Origin of the sequence: Nisaea sp. (genome assembly GCF_039990255.1) — a bacterium.
Taxonomy (GTDB): Bacteria; Pseudomonadota; Alphaproteobacteria; order Thalassobaculales; family Thalassobaculaceae; genus Nisaea.
The window spans coordinates 6,719-30,514 of sequence record NZ_JBDXGG010000021.1; the positions used below are offsets into that span (position 1 = coordinate 6,719).

7 protein-coding genes are annotated in these 23,796 nt (G+C 61.8%); 5 read left to right on the top strand and 2 right to left on the bottom strand.

Annotated features, from left to right (window positions below; translation table 11 throughout):
- Positions 1–35 precede the first annotated feature (35 nt).
- On the bottom strand, positions 36–16,571 hold the full coding sequence (locus tag ABJ076_RS19005) for a calcium-binding protein (protein WP_348313284.1): 16,536 nt from the start codon (positions 16,569–16,571) through the stop codon (positions 36–38).
- Positions 16,572–16,956: 385 nt separating this feature from the next.
- Between ABJ076_RS19005 and ABJ076_RS19010 the strand changes: the two genes are divergently transcribed.
- The 3 genes from ABJ076_RS19010 (at position 16,957) to ABJ076_RS19020 (ending at position 19,693) form a co-directional block, all read left to right on the top strand.
- Complete coding sequence (locus ABJ076_RS19010) at positions 16,957–17,541, top strand: D-sedoheptulose 7-phosphate isomerase (RefSeq protein ID WP_348189809.1); 585 nt, start codon at positions 16,957–16,959, stop codon at positions 17,539–17,541.
- The gene (rfaE1, locus tag ABJ076_RS19015) at positions 17,542–19,017 is read left to right on the top strand and encodes a D-glycero-beta-D-manno-heptose-7-phosphate kinase (RefSeq protein ID WP_348189807.1); all 1,476 of its coding nucleotides are present in this window, start codon (positions 17,542–17,544) and stop codon (positions 19,015–19,017) included. It abuts the gene before it with no gap.
- Between the two features lie 133 nt (positions 19,018–19,150).
- The gene (locus ABJ076_RS19020) at positions 19,151–19,693 is read left to right on the top strand and encodes a hypothetical protein (protein ID WP_348189805.1); all 543 of its coding nucleotides are present in this window, start codon (positions 19,151–19,153) and stop codon (positions 19,691–19,693) included.
- On the opposite strand, the gene ABJ076_RS19025 is transcribed toward ABJ076_RS19020, so the two are convergent.
- A complete protein-coding gene (locus tag ABJ076_RS19025) occupies positions 19,668–21,860 on the bottom strand; it encodes a tetratricopeptide repeat protein (protein ID WP_348189803.1) in 2,193 nt (730 codons plus the stop codon). The two genes, ABJ076_RS19020 and ABJ076_RS19025, sit on opposite strands and share 26 nt — an antisense overlap.
- Before the next feature lie 134 nt (positions 21,861–21,994).
- Between ABJ076_RS19025 and ABJ076_RS19030 the strand changes: the two genes are divergently transcribed.
- A complete protein-coding gene (locus ABJ076_RS19030) occupies positions 21,995–22,747 on the top strand; it encodes a biotin/lipoate--protein ligase family protein (protein WP_348189801.1) in 753 nt (250 codons plus the stop codon).
- A gap of 13 nt (positions 22,748–22,760) precedes the next feature.
- A complete protein-coding gene (locus ABJ076_RS19035) occupies positions 22,761–23,792 on the top strand; it encodes a DUF6352 family protein (protein ID WP_348189799.1) in 1,032 nt (343 codons plus the stop codon).
- Positions 23,793–23,796 lie beyond the last annotated feature (4 nt).

Here is a 23,796-nt window from a genome sequence, read left to right on the forward strand (position 1 = left end):
TTTCAGAGGCGATGACCGCCCCCGAAGGCCGGACCCTAGATGAACGGCGTGTCGATGTAATAGTGACCGCCCTGAACGACTTTCTTCAGGTCGCTACCATCCATTTCCCAATAGGAGACGCCGTCGTTCGCAGCGGAGGCGATCTGGATATCCGCTTTGCCGTCACCGTTCACATCGGCAATGTCGGTAATGCTCTCGCCTGTTCCAAGGGACTTCACGAAGCCCTTGTTGGTTGCCATCGAGCCGTCCATTTCCCAGACAGTTACCGCACCGCTTGATGTGTTTTCGGCCAGGATATCCGCTTTGCCATCGCCGTTGAAGTCGGCGAGGCCGTGCACCGTCCAGTCGGAGGTCATGTCACCCGCATAACCGGCATTGAGCAACGTCGCTCCATCCATCTCCCAGACCGAGACCGCGCCGCTTTCGCTGCGCACCAGCATGTCGCTTGCGCCATCGCCATTGAAGTCCGCGAAGCCTTCGACAGACCAGTCGGAGCCAAGAGCGCCGACATAGCCTTTGTTCGAGGCAACGCCGCCGTTCATTTCCCAGACCGAAACGGTGCCGGTGTCGGTATTGCGCAGAACCAGATCGTCTTTGCCGTCGCCATTCATGTCTGAGACGTGCTCGACATCCCAGTCTGAGTTCAGGATGCCGGCATCGCTCTTGTTCGAGGCCGTGCCGCCGTTCATTTCCCAGACCGAGACGGTGCCGCTATCGCTGTTACGCAGCAGCAGATCGTCCTTGCCGTCGCCGTTGAAGTCGGCAACCGATTCCAGATCCCAGTCCGCGCCGATGGTTCCGGCATAGCTCTTTTCGAGCGGAGTAGAGCCATCCATGCGCCAGACCGAGGCGGCCCCGCCATTGTCGTTCCGGGCGATGAAGTCTTCTTTGCCGTCGCCATCGAAATCGCCGGTTCCGAGGATATCCCAGTTGTTGCCGAGGAAGCCGGAGAAGCCCTTACTTGGCTCGGATGTTCCATCTATCTCCCAGACCGAGACAGCGTCGGTGGAACTGTTCCGGATCAGCAGATCGTTGGTGCCGTCGCCGTTGAAGTCCTCAATGGCCTCGACCGACCAGTTATTGTCCAGAGTACCAAGATTGCTGCGGTCGACCACGACGGAGCCTTCCATGGCCCAGGCCGTAACCCGGCCGCTGTCGTCGTTGCGCCAGAGCATGTCCTCGTCGCCATCGCCGTCGATATCCGTCGAGGTCAAGAGGGACCAGCCGGATTCCCATGCAGCATTCGCGGTGAGCTCGATCTGTTCGACATTCTGGAAGTCTGCGCCGTCGCGAGCGTCCCGGATATTGATGAAGGCCCGGTCGAAGCCGTCGCCACCGTCGATTACCTGATCGTCCGCATCGGCATAGAGGCTGTCTGCGCCAGCACCGCCATGGAGGCTGTCCGCACCTTCGTCGCCACTGACACGGTCATCGCCTGCGCCGCCATAGATGACATCGTCACCGGCGAGGCCATTCAGGGTGTCGTTGCCGGCAAGCCCGTCCAGGGTGTCTTCAAGTTCGGTGGCGTTGAGGGAGTCGTCGTCTTCGGTGCCTTCGATGGCGCTAGCGAAGGTGAGGGTGGTATCACCGTCGGCGGAAACGGCCACGCCTTCGAAACTGCCAACGAGAAGGAAGGATGTGTCCGGAACACCGTCATTGTCTGTGTCGATCCAGACCCGGGTGTTCGCACCGTCCGCCATCAGGCTGACATCGTCCTGCTCGAGAGCGAGGCCGGTAAGGGTGATCGAATCGCCCTCCTCGTAGTCGCCGATCCGGTCGCCTTCAAGCTCTTCTGCCGTGCCGCGGAAGATATCGTTGCCGGCGCCGCCCATCAGGCTGTCCGCACCGGTACCGCCGGAGATAACATCGTCACCGGCACCACCCATCAGGGTGTCGTTCAGGTTCGCCTCGGCGATTTGCCGCAGCGAGACATTGTCGATCAGGGCGCCGTACTGGTCGGACGTGCCGTCCGCGTCGCCGCCGCTGAAGGCGATGACATGAGCACCGGCCGTCAGGCTGACGGACAGCGTCTGATGCGTCCATTCCCTGGCAGCGTCGTCAATCTTCAACACCTGCTGGCCGTCGACCCAGACAGTGATTTCGCTGGTTTCCTCGACCTGATTACCGCGTTGACGGGCTGCGAAATCAAAGCTGAAGCGGAATTCGCCGTCTGCCGTGACATTGACTGTTTGTGCCATCAGCACATTGGTATCGCCGGATGTGCCGCCGTTCTCAGCATGACTGTCGAGTTCTGCGACATGATTGTCGTCAGCCCAATCGTCAGGCTGCTGCGGCGCGCCACTCACCGTACCGCGCTGAATTTCGATCGGTGCGGTGCCGCCACTCGCCGGGGTCAGGTCTTCTGCGGTCCAGCCGTCGATGGCCTTGAAGGTACCCCATTTGCCGTGGTTCAGGTTGCCTGGGAGATTCTCGAAATCACCATTGACGATCAACTCCGGGCCGAGCTCTTCGGACGTGATGGCATCGCCGCCGATCAGCGTGTCGTTACCGGTGCCGCCTTCAAGCAGATCGTTGCCCGCACCGCCATTGAGGAGGTCGTCGCCCTGCTGCCCATAGAGAACATCGTCGCCGTCGTCGCCGATCAGGGTGTCGTCCGCCGTTGCAGACAGGCTCGGATCGGTGGTGACCTGGATGCTGCGGATCAGATAATCGCTACTGTCATGGGCGTTGCCGTCATCGCCGCCCGCATAATCGGTCGCGGAGAAGACAAGCCTGTCGAAGCCGCCATCCACATCGATGGTAACCGTCGTCTCATTGCCGCTGGCGGCCGTGAAATCATCCTGACCGACACGTTCGCCGTCCCGATATGCCGTCCAGCGTCCCTGTTCGCCGCCATTCCCCTCGCTGGAGAACAGTCGAAGGATGTCGACGCTGGCGCCATTCGCCATGGTGTCGAAATCGACGATCAGTTCCTCGGAGAAGCCGAGAGCCGGGTCGTAGCCGAGTTGATCCGGAATGCCACCCGGGGTCATGGTGCCTTCGACACCGAGTGCCTCGCGCTCGATGACGATGTTGTCGACACTGGCATCGCTCTGGCTGCCATCCGAAAGCGCGCGGGTCGCGGTGACCGTGAAGCCGCTGCCGGTCTCGCCGAAATTCGAGGAGTCGATGCGGACGGTTGTTGTCTCGACGTCGGAGGCGCTGCCGCCGTCGCCGTAGAGCGTGTCGCTGCCAGCACCGCCTTCAAGACGGTCGCTGCCGAAGCTGCCAACAAGAGTGTCGCTGCCTTCGCCGGCCGTCAGCGTATCGTCGCCCGTGCCGCCATCGAGTCTGTCGTTACCCGTACCACCGCCGAGCGTATCGTCGCCGGAATTCCCGAGCACCGTATCGTCGCCCGCTCCGCCGGTGACCGTGTCATCGCCCGCTGCGCCGGAAACCAAATCATTGCCGTCTCCGCCATCGATCGTGTCGTTGCCGGCGAGCCCGTCAATGGTGTCGTCGGCGCTAGTGCCGAGCAGGCTGTCGTCGTCGTCGGTGGCCACCTCATCTGGAATGAAGGAGAGGGTGGTCTTGCCGCGATGGCTATTTGCTTCAACCTCGGAGAATGCGCCATTCAGGACAAAAGTCGCCTCGGCATGGCCGTTATGGTTGGTATCGATGGAGACCGTGGTTTTGCCGTCTGCAACTGTCAGAGTGATGGCGTCTTCGTCGATACTGCTATTGACGATTACCTCGTCACCGTCTTCGACGCTGTAATCTTCCAGCACGTCGCCGTCAAGATCGGAGAGCCTTCCGTAGAACCGGTCAGCACCAGCTCCGCCAACAAGCGTGTCGCTGCCGGATCCGCCTGACAGGATGTCGTCCCCTGCGCCACCGACCAGCACGTCGTTGCCGCTGCCGGCGGTCAGCGTGTCGCTACCGTCGCCGCCATCGAGACTGTCATCGCCGTGGCCGCCGCCGAGCTTGTCTTCTCCGTCGCCGCCGAGGACTGTGTCGTTTCCGTAGCCACCTATGACCATGTCATTGCCGGCCCCAACATCGAGCAGATCGTCGCCGTCATCACCGGAGACGCTGTCGTTGCCTTCGCCGCCCGACATCGTGTCGTTGCCGTCGTTGCCGCGCATATAATCGTCGCCGCTGCCACCGTCGACACTGTCGTCACCGTCGCCGGCACTGATCACATCGTTGTCGTCACCTGCGCTGACCGTATCGTTCCCCTTACCCGCGACAATATGGTCGTTGCCAGCGCCGCCGATAATGCTGTCGTCACCATCCTGTCCTGAAAGACTGTCACGGTCGTCGCCGCCATCCAGGACGTCGTTTCCACTACCACCTTGCAGCTTGTCGCGTCCGGCATCGCCGATGAGCGTGTCTGCACCGTCATTGCCGACAAGCGTGTCCGTGCCGTCGCCGCCTTCAATACTGTCATCGCCATCCTGGCCGCTGAGCCTGTCGTTTCCGTCGCGGCCGTAGATCGTGTCGTTTCCATCACCGCCACTGACGGCATCAGATACGGCACCACTGTCGATCAGGTCGTCGCCGTCGCCGCCGGTGATCCGGTCATAGTCGTCACCGCCGTAGATCGTATCGTTTCCGGTTCCGCCGAGAATATAGTCCTGTCCGTCGCCGCCATTGATCAGATCGTGGCCAGTATCACCACTCAGATGATCGTTGCCGTCACCGCCATCCAGAACGTCATCACCTTCGCCGCCATTCAGAAGATCGCCGTCTGCGCCGCCATCCAGGACGTCGTTGCCGGTGCCGCCTGAAAGGTGGTCGTAGCCCGTTCCGCCACTGAGAGTGTCATCGCCAGCCTCGCCATAAAGCTTGTCACTGCCGTCCATACCGGAGACCAGATCGTCACCTTCTCCGGCAAAAACCGTGTCTTTGTCGGAGAGTGCACTGACCGTGTCATCTCCCTCGGTCCCGGTGATCTGGTCGCGGTCCGGCGTTCCGATAATGATGCGGCCCTGCACTTCCTCGGTGAAGACGAGGTCTGTGCTGCCGCTGCCGCTGCCGTCGGTCGCGATGACGCCGCGATATTCACCGTCGATCGTGAAGGTGGTGTCCGCGCTGCCGCTGCCGGTGATGTCGATCGCGACCGTGGTCTGTCCGTTATCGACTGTGAGGGTAACGGCTTCCGGCCCGAAGGTGGCGTTGGTGATGGAAACAGTCTCGCCGCCTTCATAATCGGCCAGTGTGTCGCCGTTCAGATCGTCCGCGTTGCCTTGATAGAAGTCTTCGCCGTCTCCGCCGCGCAGTGTATCCGCACCAGCGCCGCCGTTGAGAGTGTCGTCGCCATCACCGCCTTCAAGGCTGTCTGCGCCGCTATCGCCCTCAAGGATGTCTTCACCGGCACCGCCCTCAAGCGTGTCGGCATCGCTGCCGCCGTTGAGCGTGTCCGCGCCAACGCCGCCGAGCAGGCTGTCGTTGCCGCTGTTGCCGTCGAGCCTGTCGTCGCCCGCACCGCCGTCGGCCGTGTCGTCGCCGGAATTGCCAGCGAGCCAGTCATTGTCGGCTCCGCCATCAAGATAATCCTCGCCCTGGTTGCCCCAGAGCACGTCGTTTCCGTCGCCGCCGATCAGCGTTGCGTCGTCATAATCATACCGGTTGCTGGCGAGATCGAGCACGTCATCGCCGGCACCGCCGTCAATGACTTCGATGCCTTGCAGCCGCTCACCACCAAAATCGAGGGCGATATTGTCGTTGCCGTCGGTACCGGTCAGCGTATCGATGCCGGTCTCGCCGTCATCCTTGTAATTATCGTACTGGGCATGGCCCGGGTTGGTCGGATTGAAGCTCTCCGCGGCACCGACCACGGTCGGGTTCTCCGGATCGCCAGTCTGGTAGTGGCGGATGTTGCTATTGGAATCGACGCTCCACTCGTAGAGGTCGCCGCCGTCGCCACCATTCAGACTATCCCGCCCGGCGCCACCTGACAGAGTGTCGGAGCCTTCGCCACCGACCAGCGTATCGTTGCCGGCCCCACCATCGAGACGGTCATTCCCTGCATCGCCGGAAAGCGCATCGCTGCCATCGCCGCCGAACAGGCTGTCATCGCCGTCGCCGCCTTCGGCCACATCGTTTCCATCGCCGCCAGCCAATGTGTCTTCGCCGTCGCCTGCGGTCAGAATGTCGTTTCCGCTGCCGCCATCGAGGCTGTCATCGCCAAGTCCGCCGCCAAGCGTGTCTTCACCAGTGCCGCCAAGCACGGTGTCGTCTCCGGCACCGCCAGTGACCGTGTCGTTACCTGCGCCACCATCGACGATATCGTTTCCGTCACCGCCGTCGATGGTGTCATCGCCGCCAAGGCCGGTGAGCGTGTCGTCTCCGCCGCCGCCAGTCAGACTGTCATCGCCTTCGGAAGCCGTCACATCCGGCGAGAAGATGATCGAGGTTTGGCCGTTTTCGGTCGTCGTGCTGACCGAGTTGAACTCGCCTGCCATGGTGAATGTAGCATCGGCGCTGCCGTCGCCATTGCTGTCGATCACAACAGTGGTCTCGCCATTCGCGACCGTCAGTGTGACTGCATTATCGTCGAATTCGGCATTGGCGATGACGAGATCGCCATCTTCCGGATCGTAGTCGGAGATTGCGTCGCCGTTCAGATCCGTGAGGGAGCCGACGAAGCTGTCTGCGCCTGCGCCGCCGGCAAGCGTGTCTGCACCCGCGCCGCCTTCAAGCAGATCGTCGCCGTCACCGGCGTCCAGCACATCGTCGCCGATTCCGCCGGAAAGCTGGTCGTTACCGGCACCGCCCAAGAGGTTGTCCGCGCCTTCGCCGCCGTCCAGCGTATCGCTGCCGTCGCCGCCTTCGAGCGTATCCGCGCCGTTGCCCGCGACCAGGCTGTCGTCACCCGCGCCGCCGTCCAGGGCATCGTTTCCGGTGCCGCCGTCGAGAACATCGTTACCGTCGCCGCCATCGAGCGTGTCATCACCGTCTCCGGCAGCGACCATATCGTCTCCGGCACCCGCCACGAGGCTGTCGTTACCGGTATGGCCATCGAGGCTGTCATCGCCGTCGCTGCCATCCAGGACATCGTTGCCATCGCCGCCGCTGAGCACGTCGTCACCTGCGCCAGCAGACAGAGTGTCATTGCCGGTATGGCCGTCGAGACTGTCATTGCCCGCGCCGCCGTCGAGGAAATCATCGCCGTCGCCGCCGCTGAGCGTGTCGGCACCCGCGCCGGCCGTCAGGATGTCGTCGCCGGTATGGCCATCAAGGCTGTCATTACCGGCGCCGCCGCCGAGGGTATCGTTACCCTCGCCACCGAGCACGGTATCGTCGCCCGCACCGCCGGTGACCGTGTCGTCGCCAAGGCCGCCAGCGACGAGATCGTTACCGTCGCCGCCGTCCAGTGTGTCATTGCCTTGACCGGCCGTCAGCGTGTCGTTTCCGCTGCCGCCATCAAGGCTGTCATCACCGAGTCCGCCACCGAGTGTATCGTCGCCTGCGCCGCCGAGAACTGTGTCGTCGCCATTGCCGCCGGTGACCGTGTCATTTCCGTCACCGCCATCGACCAGATCATTACCGTCTCCGCCATTGATGGTGTCATCACCGCCAAGGCCGGAGATGGTATCGTCGGCGCTGGTTCCGGTAAGGCTGTCATCGCCCTCCGTTGCCGTGACGTCCGGCGAGAAGGAGATTGAGGTCTGGCCGTTCCCGGTTGTGGTTGTGACCGAGTGGTATTCGCCGGTGACCGTGAAGGTCGCGGTTTCGCCATTCGCGTCGATGGTGACCGTGGTCTGGCCGTCCGCATAATCCAGCGTTATGGCATCATCGCCGAACTCGGCATAAGCAACGACGAGATCGCCTTCATCCGCGCTGTAGTCCGCGATGTGGTCGCCGTTCAATTCGTTGAGGTTGCCCAGGAACTGATCGGTACCAGTGCCGCCGGTATAGGTATCGTTACCGAGGCCACCGCCGAGCGTATCGTTACCCGCACCGCCGAGAAGCGCGTCGTCTCCGAATGCGCCGTTCACACTCGGTCCGCCGATGATGGAGTCGTCACCCGCGCCGCCTTTAAGCGTGTCGTCGCCCGTGCCACCTTGAAGGGTGTCGTTCCCGCTGCCGCCATCGAGGCTGTTGGCACCGCCGGAGACGAACAGGACGTCGTCACCTTCACCGCCGGACAGGGTATCGGATTCGGTTGAGCCGTACTGACCGCCGCCGATCAGCGTGTCGTTGCCCGCACCGCCATCGAGGTTGTCCGCGCCGTCACCACCGGAGAGCGTATCGTCGCCCGCACCGCCGAGAACTGTGTCGTCGCCGTTGCCGCCCTCGGCGAGATCGTTGCCGGCACCGCCTACAAGTGTGTCGTTACCTTCGCCTGCGGTCAGCGTGTCGTTATCTGCGCCGCCATCCAGGCTGTCATCGCCGATGCCGCCGCCAAGCGTGTCTTCACCTGCGCCGCCAAGCACGGTGTCGTCGCCCGCGCCACCGGTGACCGTGTCGTCACCATCCATGCCGTCGACCAGATCGTTTCCGGCGCCGCCATCAATGGTGTCGTTGCCGGCAAGGCCGGAAATAGTGTCGTCACCATCCGTGCCAACCAGGCTGTCATCGCCTTCCGTCGCGGTGACATCAGCTGAGAAGGCGAGATAGGTGTTGTTTCCATCCATCGTGGACGTAACGGAGTTGAATTCGCCGACCATGGTGAAGGTCGCGTCATTGTCATCGTCGCCGTCGATATGGACGGTGGTCGTACCGTTATCGACCGTCAGCGTGACATTGCTGACATCGAAAGCAGCCGGGACGGCGCCGCCATCCGAATAGACCAGGACCTTGTCGCCGGCATCGGCGTCATAGTCCGCGATGGTGTCGCCGTTCAGCTCCCAGATCTGACCTGCGAAGGTATCGGCTCCGGCGCCGCCTTCCATGGTGTCGCTGCCGCCGCCACCATCGAGCCTGTCGTCGCCATTGCCGCCCTGTAGCAGGTCGTCGTCGTTGTAATGGTTCTCGAAGAGGGTGTCGTTGCCGTCCCCGCCGATCAGCGTGTCGTTATGGTCGCCGCCGATCATGAAGTCGTCGCCGTCGCCGCCGTCGAGCAGATCCTCGCCGTCACCACTGAACAGGGAATCGTTGCCCACACCGCCTGAAAGAGTGTCGTTTCCGGCACCGTCGCCGAGGAAATCGTTACCTTCGCCACCGATGATCAGATCATCTCCGTGGTCCCCAGAGCCGTAATGGACGGTGTCGTCACCGGCACCACCGTAGACTGTGTCGTCGCCTTCGCCGGTAAGGATCGAGTCGTCGCCCGCGCCGCCTTCGATACTGTCATCGCCATTGCCCGCATTAATCGTATCGTCGCCATCGCCGCCAAGCAGCGTGTCGTCGTTTCCGGATGCAGCGGTTTCGGTGGTGAACTCGATGCTTTTGATCAGATAGTCGCTTGAATCGCTGCTGCCGTTGGTGCCGTCCGCATAATCGGTCGCGCTGAAGACGAGCTTGTCGAAGCCGCCATCAATATCGATGGAGAGGGTTGTCGAAGAGCCGCTATCGGCTGTGAAATCGGCTTCACCGACCACGTCGCCGTCTCGATAAGCCGTCCAGTGACCTTGTTCGCCGCCATTGCCCTCATTGCTGAAGAGGCGGGAAACTTCGATTGTGGCGCCCGTGCTCGTATCGTCGAACTCGACGATCAGCTCTTCGGAGAAGCCAAGGCCCGTATCGTACCCGATCTGATTGCCCGGACCGCCGGTATTGCCTTCGACACCGAGGCCGTCCGAGCTCGATGTCACATGATCGACGCTCGGCTCGCTGCGGCTGCCGTCTTCGAGAGAACGGGTCGCGGTGATGCGGAAGCCGCTGTCGGTGGAGGTGAAGTTGCTGCCGTCGATGCGGCCGGTCTCGATAACCGGTGTACCGGTGCCGTCACCGCCAACCAGGCTGTCATTGCCGTCGCCGCCTTCGAGCAGATCGTTTCCGGCACCGCCATCAAGCGTATCGTCGCCTTCACCTGCGGTCAGCGTGTCGTTTCCGGTGCCGCCATCAAGGCTGTCATTACCAGTTCCGCCGCCGAGCGTGTCTTCACCCGCGCCGCCAAGCACGGTGTCGTCGCCCGCACCGCCGGTGACCGTGTCGTCACCGTCCATGCCGTCGACCAGATCATTTCCGGCGCCGCCATCAATGGTGTCGTTTCCGGCAAGGCCGGAGATCGTGTCGTCGCCATCCGTACCGATCAGGCTGTCATCGCCCAGCGTCGCGGTGACGTCCGTCGAGAAGGAGATGGACGTCTGACCGTTTTCGATCGTGGTGGTGACCGAGTGATACTCTCCATTGAGCGTGAAGGTGGAGTCCGTGCCGTCCGCGCTGATGGTGACCGTCGTCTCGCCATCAGCGTAGTCGAGGGAAATCGCGTCATCGCCGAATTCGGAATTGGCGATGACAAGGTCCCCGTCTTCCGGGTTGTAATCCGTGATGCTGTCGCCGTTCAGGTCGGAGAGATCGCCAACAAAGCTGTCCGCGCCGCTGCCGCCCGCGAGTGTGTCGGCATCCGCGCCGCCTTCAAGGATGTCATTGCCGGACCCTCCTTCAAGCGTGTCACTGCCTTCACCCGCAGTCAGTGTGTCGTTTCCGGTGCCGCCATCCAGGCTGTCATTTCCGGTTCCGCCGCCGAGCGTGTCTTCACCCGTGCCGCCCAGCACGGTATCGTCGCCCGCACCGCCGGTGACCGTGTCGTCACCGTCCATGCCGTCGACCAGATCGTTGCCGTTGCCACCATCGATCGTATCGTCACCGGCCAGACCGGTGATGGTGTCGTCCCCGTCCGTGCCGACGAGACTGTCGTCACCCGGCGTTGCGGTGGCTTCCGTCTCTTTATGGAACTGGATGTAGCTGTGGTCGTATTCGGTTTCGGCAGTGTCGACGGTCGCGGAGGTGTATTCACCCACCAGCGTGAAAGTGGCTTCGGCGTTGCCGTCGTTGTCCTCATCGATTTCGACGATCGTGTTGCCATCCGAGACGCTCAGCGTAACGTCTTCTAGATCGACTTGTTCGCTGGTTTCGACGTAATCGCCTTCTTCCGCGTCGAAATCAACGATCACATCGCCGTCAAGCGTTTCAAAACCACCGGAGAAGGTGTCAGCGCCAGCTCCACCGATCATGGTATCGGCGCCTCGATGCGTGGTTATCCGGTCGTCGCCCTCTTCTCCATAGATCAGGTCATCGCCGTCACCGCCGGCGAATTCGTCGTTGCCTGCGCCGCCGTAGATCGTGTCATTCCCATCATTGCCAAAGATGAGATCTCGTTCGCCAGGGTTCGAGCCGCCATAAACCAGATCGTCGCCGTCGCCGGCATTAATATAGCCGCCGCCCTCGCCCTGATGAATCGTATCGTTGCCACCGCCGGCCAGGATGTAATCCGTACCGCCATCGCCGTTGATGCTGTCGTCGCCGTCGCCTGCGGTTACGGTGTCATTGCCCTGGCCGCCCTCGATAACGTTGTTGCCTTCAAGGTCGATCAGAACATCCGCACCGTCTCCAGCCGTCAGCGTGTCATTGCCGGCACCGCCGTCGAGGTAGTCATTGCCGGTGCCGCCGCCGAGCGTGTCTTCTCCCGCACCACCAAGCACGGTGTCGTCGCCAGCACCGCCGGTGACCGTATCGTCACCGTCCATGCCGTCGACCAGATCGTTACCGTCGCCGCCATCAATGGTATCGTTTCCGGCAAGGCCGGAAATTGTGTCGTCGCCATCCGTGCCGACCAGGCTGTCATCGCCCGGTGTCGCGCCGCCTCTGGTGGTGTCGTCGTCGGTGCCGAAGAAGATTCGGGTATTGCCGTCCACCTCGGTTGTTGTAACGGCATTGTAGTCGCCGAGGACAGTGAAGGTCGTGTCCGCTGTCCCATTGCCCGTGGTATCGACGGAAACGGTGGTTTTGCCGTCAGCGGATTCGAATGAGAACGCGTCGGCACTCAGCTCAACACCGTCGATCTGGATGACATCGCCGCCAGCCTGATCATAGTCGGCGATGATATCGCCGTTGAGCTCGGCCGCAGTGCCCGAGAAAGTGTCCGCGCCGTCGCCGCCATAAAGAAGGTCGCTGCCAGCGCCGCCCCGGACCACATCGTCGCCGGTGCCGCCGAGGACCGTATCGTCACCCTCGCCGCCATCGACCGTATCGTCACCGGCGCTGCCGAACAGCAGATCGCTGTCATCACCGCCGTCGACCAGATCATTGCCGTCGCCGCCAACCAGCGTATCGCTGCCCGCGCCGCCAAGAAGGATATCTTCGCCTTCCTCGCCAAGCATCAGGTCGTCGCCGTCGCCGCCAATCACAGAATCGTTGCCGATACCGCCGACCAATGTGTCGTCTCCGGTACCGCCGTCGATGGTGTCGTTGCCCGCGCCACCGAAGGCAATGTCGTTGCCTGCTCCGCCATCGAGAAGGTCGTTGCCGCTGGCCGCGACACTGTCAGAGCCGCCCGTTGTGTCGTCGCCGATCAGCACATCGTCGTCGTCACCGCCGCTCAGGGTGTCGTCGCCGCCATCGCCGGAAATCGTATCGTCGCCGGTGCCGCCGGTGACCGTGAAATCACCTTCGTCGAACCCACCGTCGCTTGTGTCCTCGCCAACGACTGTGTCGTCTTCATCGGAGCCGGAGACGCTGTCGTCATCGTCAGAGCCTGAGACAGAGTCGTCACCGTCGGAACCGGAGACGCTGTCATCACCTTCAGAGCCCGAGACAGAGTCGTCGCCGTCAGAACCAGAAACGCTGTCGTCACCGTCAGAGCCCGAGACAGAGTCACCGCCGTCAGAACCGGAAACGCTGTCGTCACCGTCAGAGCCCGAGACAGAGTCGCCGCCGTCAGAACCGGAAATGCTGTCATCACCGTCAGAACCAGAGACAGAGTCGTTGCCGCCAGAACCGGAAACGCTGTCGTCATCGTCAGAGCCGGAGACGCTGTCTTCGTCTTGGTTGAATTCATCCCAGTCGTCGCCGATCACGGTATCTTCGACGTCGTCACCGAAAAGCGTGTCGTTGCCGGCTTCGCCGGAGAGGGTATCGTCGCCATCGCCGCCGATCAGCAGATCGTCGTCGCTTCCGCCGACGAGACTGTCATTGCCGTCGCCGCCCGCAAGCGTGTCTTCGCCCGCATCGCCGGAAAGGCTGTCGTCGCCGGAGCCGCCATCCAGGCTGTCGTTGCCGGAGCCGCCTTCGGCGACATCATCGCCGCTGCCGCCAACCAGAGTGTCGTCGCCCGCGCCGGCCGTCAGCGTGTCGTTATCCGCGCCGCCATCGAGGCTGTCATTACCGTCGCCGCCTCCGAGCGTGTCTTCGCCGTCGCCGCCGAGAACCGTGTCGTCACCGGCCCCACCGGTCACCGTGTCGTTGCCGGCCCCACCGTCGACCAGATCGTTACCGTCCCCGCCATCAATTGTGTCGTCGCCGGCCCCGCCAAGCACGGTGTCGTCACCAGCGCCACCATCGAGCACATCATCGTCCGCGCCACCATCGAGGCTGTCATTGCCGTCACCGCCGTCAAGCGTATCCTGGCCTTCATTGCCGAGCACGGTATCGTCGCCAGCACCACCGGCGAGGCTGTCATCGCCCGCGCCACCATCGACCAGATCGTTTCCGTCGCCGCCATCGAGCGTGTCATCGCCTTCGCCGCCGAGAACGGTATCATCACCGCTACCGCCGTCGATGACATCATTGCCCGTGCCGCCATCGACCAAGTCGTCGTCCGCGCCACCGTCGAGCGTATCCTCGCCCGCGCCGCCGCTGACAGTATCAGCGCCATCGCCGCCTTCGATTACGTCATTTCCGGCACCGCCATCGATCGTGTCGCTGCCGGCATCGGCGTCGATGCTGTCATTGCCGACACCGCCGTCGAGACTGTCGTTGCCCTGTCCGCCAAGCAGCGTATCGTTGCCGCCCTCGCCATCCATGGTGTCGTTGCCGTCACCGCCGATGAGGAAATCGTCGCCGTCACCGCCGGAAATATCATCGCTGCCGGCACCGCCGTTCAGCGTGTCATCATCGGCCGTGCCGGAGAGGGTGTCGTCGAGAGATTCCGTGCTGAATTTCAGCTCGGTATTGCCGCCGTTCTGGGTTACCTGGACGCCAAGGAACTCGCCATTCACCGTGAATGTCACATCCGGCGAGCCGACACCATTGGTATCGATTTGAACCGTTGTCTGGCCGTTTTCGGGTGTGAGTGTGACGGCGCTTTCGGAAAACTGCGAATCGTTGAAGTGCAGAACGTCCTGATCGTCATAGTCCGCGATCAGATCGCCGTTGAAGGAGTCTGGCGTACCTGAAAACGTGTCCGCTCCTGAGCCGCCGACCAGAGTATCGCTGCCCGCGCCGCCATCCAGCAGATCGTCGCCAGAACCGCCAACAAGGGAGTCGTCACCGTCGCCGCCAAGCAGCACATCGTTGCCGCCGTCGCCGGACAGCGTGTCGTCTCCGGCGCCGCCCTCGAACCGGTCCGCATAAGCGCTGCCATTGACCTGATCATTGCCGGCGCCTGCATTGAAGCCTAGTCCGATGAAATCCGCATCGATGACGTCGTCGCCGCTGCTGATGGAGTTGAAGACATCCATCAGCTGGGTATCTGAGACGGTGACATTGTCGTCTGTGAACTCGAAGTCTTCGACGCGGCGGAAATCCTCGGTCCAGCGCTGGATCTGAACCAGGTCGTTGTAATCGTCCAGGCTGGCCTCGCCGGGCTGCCAGATTGAGACGTTCAGCGTTGATCCATCGAGCGAGAAGGTGGTGTTCTGAAGGATATCGTCGCCGACGATCTGCAGGCTGTCGGCCTCTCCCCCATCTCTATCGTATGGAGAGTAGACGGTGCCGAGCGGTGACTGGCCCGTGAATACATATTCGTCGAGGATCGTGTCGCGGCCCTCGCCGGCCTGATAGACGTAGCTGTCATTACCGCCGCCGCCGCGCAACTCGTCATCGCCCGCGCCGCCGGAAAGGGTGTCGTCAGCGGCAGTTTCATTGATTGTGCCCCGCTGGCCGGCACTGCCGCGGATCGTATCGTCGCCGTCATTGCCCATAAGGACATCTTCGCCGGCGCCGCCATCTATATAATCGTCTCCGCCACCACCGCTGATCGTGTCCTTACCGGTTCCACCGAGGACCGTATCCGCGCCGTCGCCGCCGTCGCCCAGATTGTTACCATTACCGAGGTGGATGGTGTCGTCGCCATCGCCGCCGGAAAGCGTATCGTCGCCTCCCGCGGCAGAGAGGGAATCGTCTCCGCCCGCGCCGTCCATCCCGGTGTCGTCAGCGCCGCTCCATGTGAGCGTGTCGTCGCCGGCGCTGCCGGAAATATTTTGCAGGATATCAGAGACATCCATCTGGCTGCCGTCGCCGAATTCGAAGGTCTCGATCCGGTTCAGCGAATCACGCCAGTCGACGATCGTGATTTGATCATCCAGATCAAGGATGTCTGACACGCCGTCGCGGATGCCGACGATCAGATCATCGCCCACGAGATCGATCCAGATGTCGCTCGCGGTGATTCCATCTTCGAAGGAGAGGATATCGTCGCCGGCAAACTGGTCTTGGGTGAAGAGAGCGACCTGATCGCCCGGAGCCATCTGCGTGAGGACATACTCGTCGTGAATCTGGTCTTGGCCGTCACCGACACCGTAGCGGTAGACATCGTCCCCGCCGCCACCGCGCAAGGTATCCGCACCGGCACCACCACTCAGTGTATCGTTTCCGGCTTCCTCATTAACATTGCCGCGCTCGCCGCCCGAGCCGCGCAGTAGGTCGTCACCGTCTCCGCCGTCAATGCTGTCGTCGCCGTCCCCGCCATCAACAACATCGTCACCGGAGCCACCGCCAAGAGTGTCGTCGCCATCTTCGCCAAAAAGGTGGTCGCCCCCCTCGTCACCGAAAACGTCGTCATTGCCAGCCCCGGCATTCACAGTATCGGCACCGACACCGCCGTCGATTGAGTCCGCCCCCGAACCCGAGCTAACTGAGTCGTCGCCTTCTCCGGACGAGACTGTGATTTCTTCGCTGCTGCTCCAGTCTATTGAATCGGCACTTTCGGAGCCGGAGATGTTGTCCAGGATGTCGGTTGCGGTCCAGACCGTTCCGTCATCGAATTCAAACTGCTCGATCCGGGTTTCAGTGTTTTCCCAACCCTGGATCACCACAAGATCATCGGAATCAAACAGATCGACGCCCGGCTGCCTGATAGCAACGTAAAGATCGCCGCCGCTGACCGTGATCCAGAGATCGTCGGCCGACAGTCCCGAGCCGAAACGCAAGGTGTCGAAACCGCCGTCAACTTGTTGGACTGGCTGCAGTCCACCCAGAGGATTCTCCGGATAGATGTGATATTCGTCGAGGATCTGGTCCCGACCGCCGCCGATCCTGAATTCGTATGTATCATTCCCGCCGCCAGCGCGCAGGGTATCGTTACCCGCGCCGCCGTCCAGCGTATCGTCATAGGCTAGCTCGTTGATTGAGGAATCGGCGCCCGCGCTGCCGAGCAGCAGATCGTCACCGAGGCCGCCGATGAGCGAGTCCGCTCCGGCGCCACCGTCAATTGTGTCCGCGCCCACGCCGCCGTTGATGGTGTCGGCGTCGTTTGTGCCGATTAACCCATCGTTGCCGTCTGTTCCGTTCAGCTCAGCCATCTAGTTTCTCGCGGAGCGAAGATATTGTGTGCCAATCCGGCCGAACCGCAACTTATTGAAAGGAAGGTTAAAGAAACTACGAATCAAGTCGTAGCCGAGGATGCGTTTTGCATACATAATTGCGTCTCATTCTGTGACAGAATTTACTTGTATCACAACACATTAAGGATTCTCTATATAACATGATGAAAAAATGCTTAAAAAGCTATGCAATTATTTTCAATATATCGAATCAAGAGGACTGCTTGATGCGGAATGCGGCATTTGGGATAAGACGTTCGCGTCTTCATCTTGAATCAAGTAGCGCAGATTGATCCTGCCTGTGTGCCGCGTTTTTTGCCCGGCTGGAATGGGCGTAATCTAAAGTTCCGGAGTTCTCGTCAGTATGAACCTCACTACCTTCTTCGTTAGCGAGTTGAGCGAGCATTTGAAAGTAGCCGAGGCGGTGCGGGGGAACCTTTCCGGCCCATTTGTCTCCCTGACCGAGACGTGTGTCTCTTCACTCCGGGATGGCGGCAAGATCCTGTTCTTCGGAAATGGCGGCAGCGCCTCCGATGCCCAACATCTCGCCACCGAACTAACAGTGCGTTACATCAAGGATCGCCCGGCTATTGCAGCAATAGCGCTGACAACTGACGGGTCCGCGTTGACTGCCACTGGCAACGATCTCGGGTTCGATAAACTGTTCTCCAGGCAGATTGAAGCACTTGGCCGTCCCGGGGATGTTGCTATCGGAATCTCAACCTCCGGGCGCTCGCCAAACGTTATTGAGGGGCTCAAAATGGCCCGGGAAAAAGGCCTTGTGGCGGCCGGCCTCACTGGGCGGACCGGGGGAGATATGGCAGGCCTCGCGGACCCGCTAGTAAAGGTGCCGCACGACGCGGCGGCAAGAATTCAGGAAATGCATATAACCATCGGTCATGCGCTTTGCGGCGCTATCGAGATCCAGCTTGGTCTTGCGGAGGCATAAATGACACGTGATTCAGATCTCGCCGCCAGAGTCGAGTCTCTCTCCGACGTTCGATTGCTTTGTGTCGGTGATGCCATGCTCGACCGGTTCGTCTATGGCTCCGTAGACCGGATTTCGCCAGAGGCGCCGGTCCCGGTTCTGCGGATCGAGCGCGAGGCGGCGATGCTCGGCGGGGCTGGGAACGTGGTTCGCAACCTGGTTGCGCTTGGCGCGGAGGCCTGTTTCATCTCAGTGATCGGACGGGATGCTGCCGGGCGGGAGTTGACGGGACTTGTCGCCGAGGAGCCGGGCGTTGAAAGCCACTTGCTGACGGTTCCGGGCCGCGAAACGACGATCAAGGTCCGGTATGTCGCAGGAGCACAGCAGTTGCTGCGCGCGGATCAGGAAAACGTGCATGCGATCGATGCTGGGCTTGAGGAGGATCTGATTTCCCGGGCCGTTGCCGACCTTGCAGACTCTGCCGCTCTGGTATTGTCTGACTATGGCAAGGGGCTGCTGACAGACGCTATTCTTGCCTCACTGATCTCGGCGGCGCGGGAGAAGGGGCGTCCGGTTGTCGTTGATCCGAAGGGTACCGATTACACGCGCTATCGTGGCGCCACGGCTATCACACCGAACAGGCGCGAGCTGTCCGAGGCGAGTGGGATGCCTACCGGATCGACTGATGAGATCGTGGCGGCCGCCCGACACATCATCGAGACTGCGGGTATCGGAGCTGTGCTCGTTACCCGGAGCCAGGACGGCATGACCTACGTGTCCAGTGATCCGGATGAAGAGCCGCTGCATTTCGATGCAGTGGCGCGCGAAGTGTTCGATGTCTCGGGCGCTGGAGATACGGTCGTTGCGGTTCTCGCGGCGTCCCTTGGTCGCGGTCTATCGGTTGCCGAGGGGATTGAGCTGGCGAATGCAGCGGCCGGGATCGTGGTTGGCAAGATGGGCACTGCGGTGGCTTATGCTTCCGAACTCGCCGCAGCATTCCGGGCCCACGATTTGCTGCAGGGTGAGGTCAAGGTCGCCTCGCCCGATATGCTTGCCAAGCGGGCGGCAGAGTGGCGCAAGCAGGGCCTGAAGGTGGGATTCACGAATGGCTGTTTCGACTTGCTGCATCCGGGGCATGTATCCTTGATGCGCCAGGCCAAGGCCGCTTGTGATCGGCTGATCGTTGGCCTTAATAGTGACGCTTCGGTGTCACGCCTGAAAGGACCAACCCGCCCGGTGCAGTCGGAGGCCTCGCGCGCATCTGTGTTGGCGTCCCTAGCGAGTGTGGATGGGATTGCGATCTTCGGCGAGGACACTCCGCAGGAGTTGATCGAGATGATCCGCCCGGATGTATTGGTGAAAGGCGCCGACTATACGGTCGAGACTGTGGTTGGGGCCGAGTTCGTGCAGTCTTACGGCGGCAGGGTGGTCCTGGCCGGGCTTGAGGATGGCCACAGCACCACGGCGACCATCGCCCGGATGAACGCGGGCCGGTAATCCGGTTGTATCCTGATCGGCCCCGTTGCGTTCCTGCCGTATCGGGGCAAGAATACCGAACCTGATTGCACTCCCCCGTTCCGCCCGGAACCAAATTGGGGAGGCCTAAAAGAATTCTAGAGGGAGATCTCCGATGGCATACGGTCTGGACGAATTCTGTCGCGACAGCCACGATACATTGGTCCGTGACAACAGTCCCGATGGCCGGGAAGCGGTGCGCAAGAACCTCGAAAAATTGCTTTTGAACCAAGCTTTTGTCGAGGAGGTTTGCGGCAATGACGCACCGGTTGGTGTGACCGAGCTTTACCGCGATGATGAGCTTGAATTTGTCGTCCTCGCCCATGTGAACGACAAGCCGCACGCCTCGCCGCCGCACGACCACGGCACCTCCTGGGCGATCTACGGACAGGCCAAGGAGTATACCGACATGAGCGAGTTCAGTCGTCCCGATGGCGGTGACGGCGACGGCGATGTGAAGATCGAGCATGTAAAAACCTACAGGCTTGAGCCGGGTCAGGCCGGTCTGTACGACGTGCGGGCCATTCACGCGATCGATTATCCTGCTCAAGCCTGCTTCGTGCGTGTGACCGGGCGGCCGCTCGAGAACGAGCCGCGGCTGCGTTACGATATGGAAGCTGGCAAAGCCTCCTTCATCGCAAACCGCTCCGCGAGCTGACCGCGTCCGCAAGCAAGTTGCCGAGATCCAGGGCCGCGCCCGCTGTCCCGACCACTGCTGGTCGGGCGGCCCGGATACGGGAGACGATGTCCGATCGCTTGGCTGGATCGTTGGCGATCTCCGTTGCCCTGCTTGCATAGTCCGAACGTCCTGAGGCGATGCAATCCTCTATGCCCATCGTCCGGTAAAGCCCCATGGTCATGCGCCCGCGCATGAAACCGCTCGGCCAGGTGATTGCCGGCGTTCCGGCGGCAAACCCGCCGAGCGTCGTGTTGCTTCCGCCGAAATGGATCGGGTCCAGCATGACCTCCGCCGCGCTGAGCAGGCGCATATAATCGACCTTCGGTAAAAATGGCACGAACCGCACCCGTTCCATGTCAGCTCCGAGGACCGGACCGAGCCGGTCCTTCACCCGCTTCGTCCATGCGCTGTTAGCGCCACCGATCAGGCCAATGGTGCCTTTCGGATCTACCCGCAGAATGTCGCCGAGCCAGAGGTCGAACTCTGGATGCAATTTGAAGAGATTTTGCGGACAGAGATAAAGCGGCCGATTATCCGGTAGGCCGAAATCGGATTTTGCGCCGGCTGGCGGGACGTGCTCGTCGCGATAATTCATCGGAATGCTGGGGCTGCGCACCAGGCGTTCTGAATAGTGTGCTTCCGCGCCCTCAGGCTCAAAACAGTCCGGAGAGAGATAGGCGTCCACGGTGCTGATGCCGGTGGTTACGGGATGGCCCCAGGTGACCCATTGCACCGGCGCCAGCCGTGTGTGGGCCAGGAAGTAGGTGAAGGGTTCCATACCGATATCGGTATAGAGCAGCGCATCGAGACGGCTGGCCGCCGCGATCTCTGCTGCTTGGCTGATATCCGCCGGCAGCTCCACCACCTCATTGAACCGGGAGGCAATATCCGCCGCCGCCGCATCCCGGAGGCCGGGCGGGCGCAGCAAGGTGAGCGTGAAGCGCTCCCGGTCGATCCCGGTCACAAGATCGCCGAACACGGCACCGATCGTGTGCCCAGCAAGGTGCGTTGAACAGATTCCGAGACGGATCCTGCGGGTTGCGGGCGGCGGGCCGTCGCCTGCATGCGGGGCGGTGAAGTTCAGCGTCGGGCAGGCGTGCCGGTAGAATTCGCTGATACCGACCGCCAGATCCCGGTCGTTGCGGCCGTGATAGACGAGATAGAAATTGGCGGCGCCAATCTCGTTGAGCGGGTCCGCCAGCCGGATGCGTTTGGCTTCCGGAGAATCGAGGAATGCCGAAATTTTCTCGCGCGCGGCATCTATCTGCGGCACGTCCTGGGGAACAACCGGCAGGCCGAAGGCCCGGCGGACCACGAAAGTAGGCACTGCGGGAAAACGCTTCATCGCGTCAATGTAGGTGCCGAGCGCGGTCTCGTAGTTTCCGGCGCTTAGCTGGGCGCTTGCAAGGTTTCGCAGGATCTCCGGGTTGTCCGGCGCGGCTGCGAAAGCATAGCGGTAGAGCGCGATGGCGTGCGAACTGTCTTTCTTCTCCCAGAGCACGATGCCGAGGTCATTCAGCAGATCCGGGAGAGCCGGGGTAAGGACGAGGGCGCGTTTGAAGTCCCGGGCAGCCTCCACCGGGCGGTTCAGCGCGCGGTACGCCTGGGCACGGTTGGCAAAGGGAATGTGACCCGAGGCCTGAAGAGCGATGGCCCGGTCATAGTGATCGAGTGCATCGTCATTGCGGTTCTGCTCCTGCAGACTGAGCGCGAGATTATAGGTGGATGCAGAATCGCCGGGTTCGAGGAGTATCGCTTTTTGGAGCGCCAGAGTGGCGCCGGACGGATCTCCCGCCTGCTTACGAGCGGATGCGAATGCGCTCCAGAATGCAGCTTGGCCGGAGAGGCTGTCGGACCCGGCGGCTAGAGCCGATACGGCAGCCTCGGCATTCCCGTTGTCGATCAGGGCAAAGCCGAGATTGAGCCGGAAATCGTGCCGCCCGGGCGCTGCCGCAAGGGCGCGCCTGATGCAGGCAACAGCGGGCGCAGGATGGCCGGTCTGAAGCATCGCGGTTCCCAGAAGGTGCCAGCTGTCTGCTTCGTTGGGCAATGCACAGAGCACACGACGATATCCGGATATGGCTTCGGCAATTCGGCCGGCCTGATGCAGGCCGTGTGCAGTGATCAGCATTTCGCGAATCTGCACGCCTTGTCTCCTTTCCACCATCGGCCCCCGACCGGGGCCAAACCACGTGAATCGCTTATCATGCCGATCTGCCAATGGCGATTCCCGATGACAGGCGGAGTGTCCATGGTAGGTTTCCCGGCAGGGAGTGAAACATGCAAGAAGAGCTTACTTTTCCGCCGATATACCTGCCCCATCGCCACGATGCGGGGGCCGATATTGTAGCGCTTGCCGTCGAGGCTGCGAAAAACGGTGCGGATCCCGCGAACCTTTACTGGACCGACAGTGCAGATGTGATGTCCTGCGCCATCGTGCTGGCACCTGAGAAGCCGCTTTCGGAAAGCCTTGCAATGGTTCATGTGGCGATGGTTGCGCTTGGCGATTGCCTTGGCGCACAGGTCCCGCCGCAGGTCGAGGTCATGTTTGGCTGGCCGGACCGGCTGATCGTGAATGGCGGTCTGGCCGGTGGGGTTCGTCTCTCGGTAGGCCCCTCCGTGTGGGAACATCTGTCTGACGATCCGGTACCGGACTGGGCTGTGCTCAGCATTGAGGTTGCGATGACGCCGCGCGAAGATGCGCCGGAGCCGGGTATGATGCGGCAGCGGACGACACTGTTGGACGAGGGATGCGGCGAGCTGACCACCGGCGGGTTGCTGGAGAGTTTCTCCCGGCATTTCCTGCTCTGGACCAACCGCTATGTCTCTGACGGCTTTCGTCCTATCGCCGATAACTGGTTGCCGCGTGCCGCAAAACGGGGAGAGACGGTGGATCTCAAATTCGGAGGCGGTCAGTGGAAAGGCACCTTGCTCGGGCTTGACGAAAATGGCGGACTGGTTCTCGGCGATACGAAAACGCCGCTGGTGGCGTTGACCGACATGTTGCGCAAACCAACGTGGTCTCTTGATTAAAGCAGGCGGGTAAATGACAGTTTTGGATGCACCACGGGATTTCTGGATCAGCTCCGGCCATGCTCTGCTCGACCGGACGGCTGACGGCCGCCTAGCGGTTACGGACGATTTCCTGCGCGCGATCTTCGCCCGGCCCGAAGTGGCGCCGGTCGAGGAGTCCTGTGCGACAGAGCGCAGCCTCCATGCGGCCCTGTTGGACGATCCGCGCAGGCCGGTCAGTGAAATGGAGCTGTCGGCGTTCGGCGATCAGGATGGACGGGAGAATTACGAGATCGTGCTCGGCTTCCGCAATGCCCTGTTGGCGGCGGACAGTCTCGAAGCCTTCTATCTCTCGACCTTTCTGTCTGGCGACATTTCCATCCCGCCACTGTTCCTCGACCAGATTGCCCATGTGGTGACCCGCAATATGCTGGAGGGGGTGAGTGACCCGATCCGCGCACGTGCCGCCGAGCTGCTGTTCCGCAGCCAGCGGGTGACGTTGCAGGAGGGCACCGTGATGTGCGCCGACGAGGAGATCGTCGACATGCATGCGGCGGGACAGGGCCAGAGTTCGCTCGAGCGCCTGATCGCAGAGAACGACACGCCACTGCGCTCTGTCGAGCTGGATGTGCTGACCGAGGAAAACGCGGAGATCTACTGGGACCGGAGCGATAGGTTCGACACTGTGCTCGATCTTACCTTTACCCGCCCCGGTCTGGATGCGCTGTGCCGGGTCCTGGAAAGCTGGGCCGCCCATTTCCTTGGCGTCGATGTCTCCGTGACCCCGGTGCGCAGCATCAAGGATGAGCGCTGGGTCTGGCATGTCGGCCTTGATGCGACCTCGACCGGTATTCTGAACGCGCTCTACAAGGGTGAAGAGGTGGACGAGGAGACTCTGGTCAACCTGATCGCGCTGTTCCGGCTCGATTTCAAGCAACCGGAAGCCATGCGGGCAGATATCGCAGGGCGCCCGGTCTATCTCGGACTGGCGCAGGACGCGAAAGGCGTGCTGCGGATGAAGCCGCAAAACCTATTGGTCAATTTACCGCTGGCCGTGCCGGCGTAAGGGA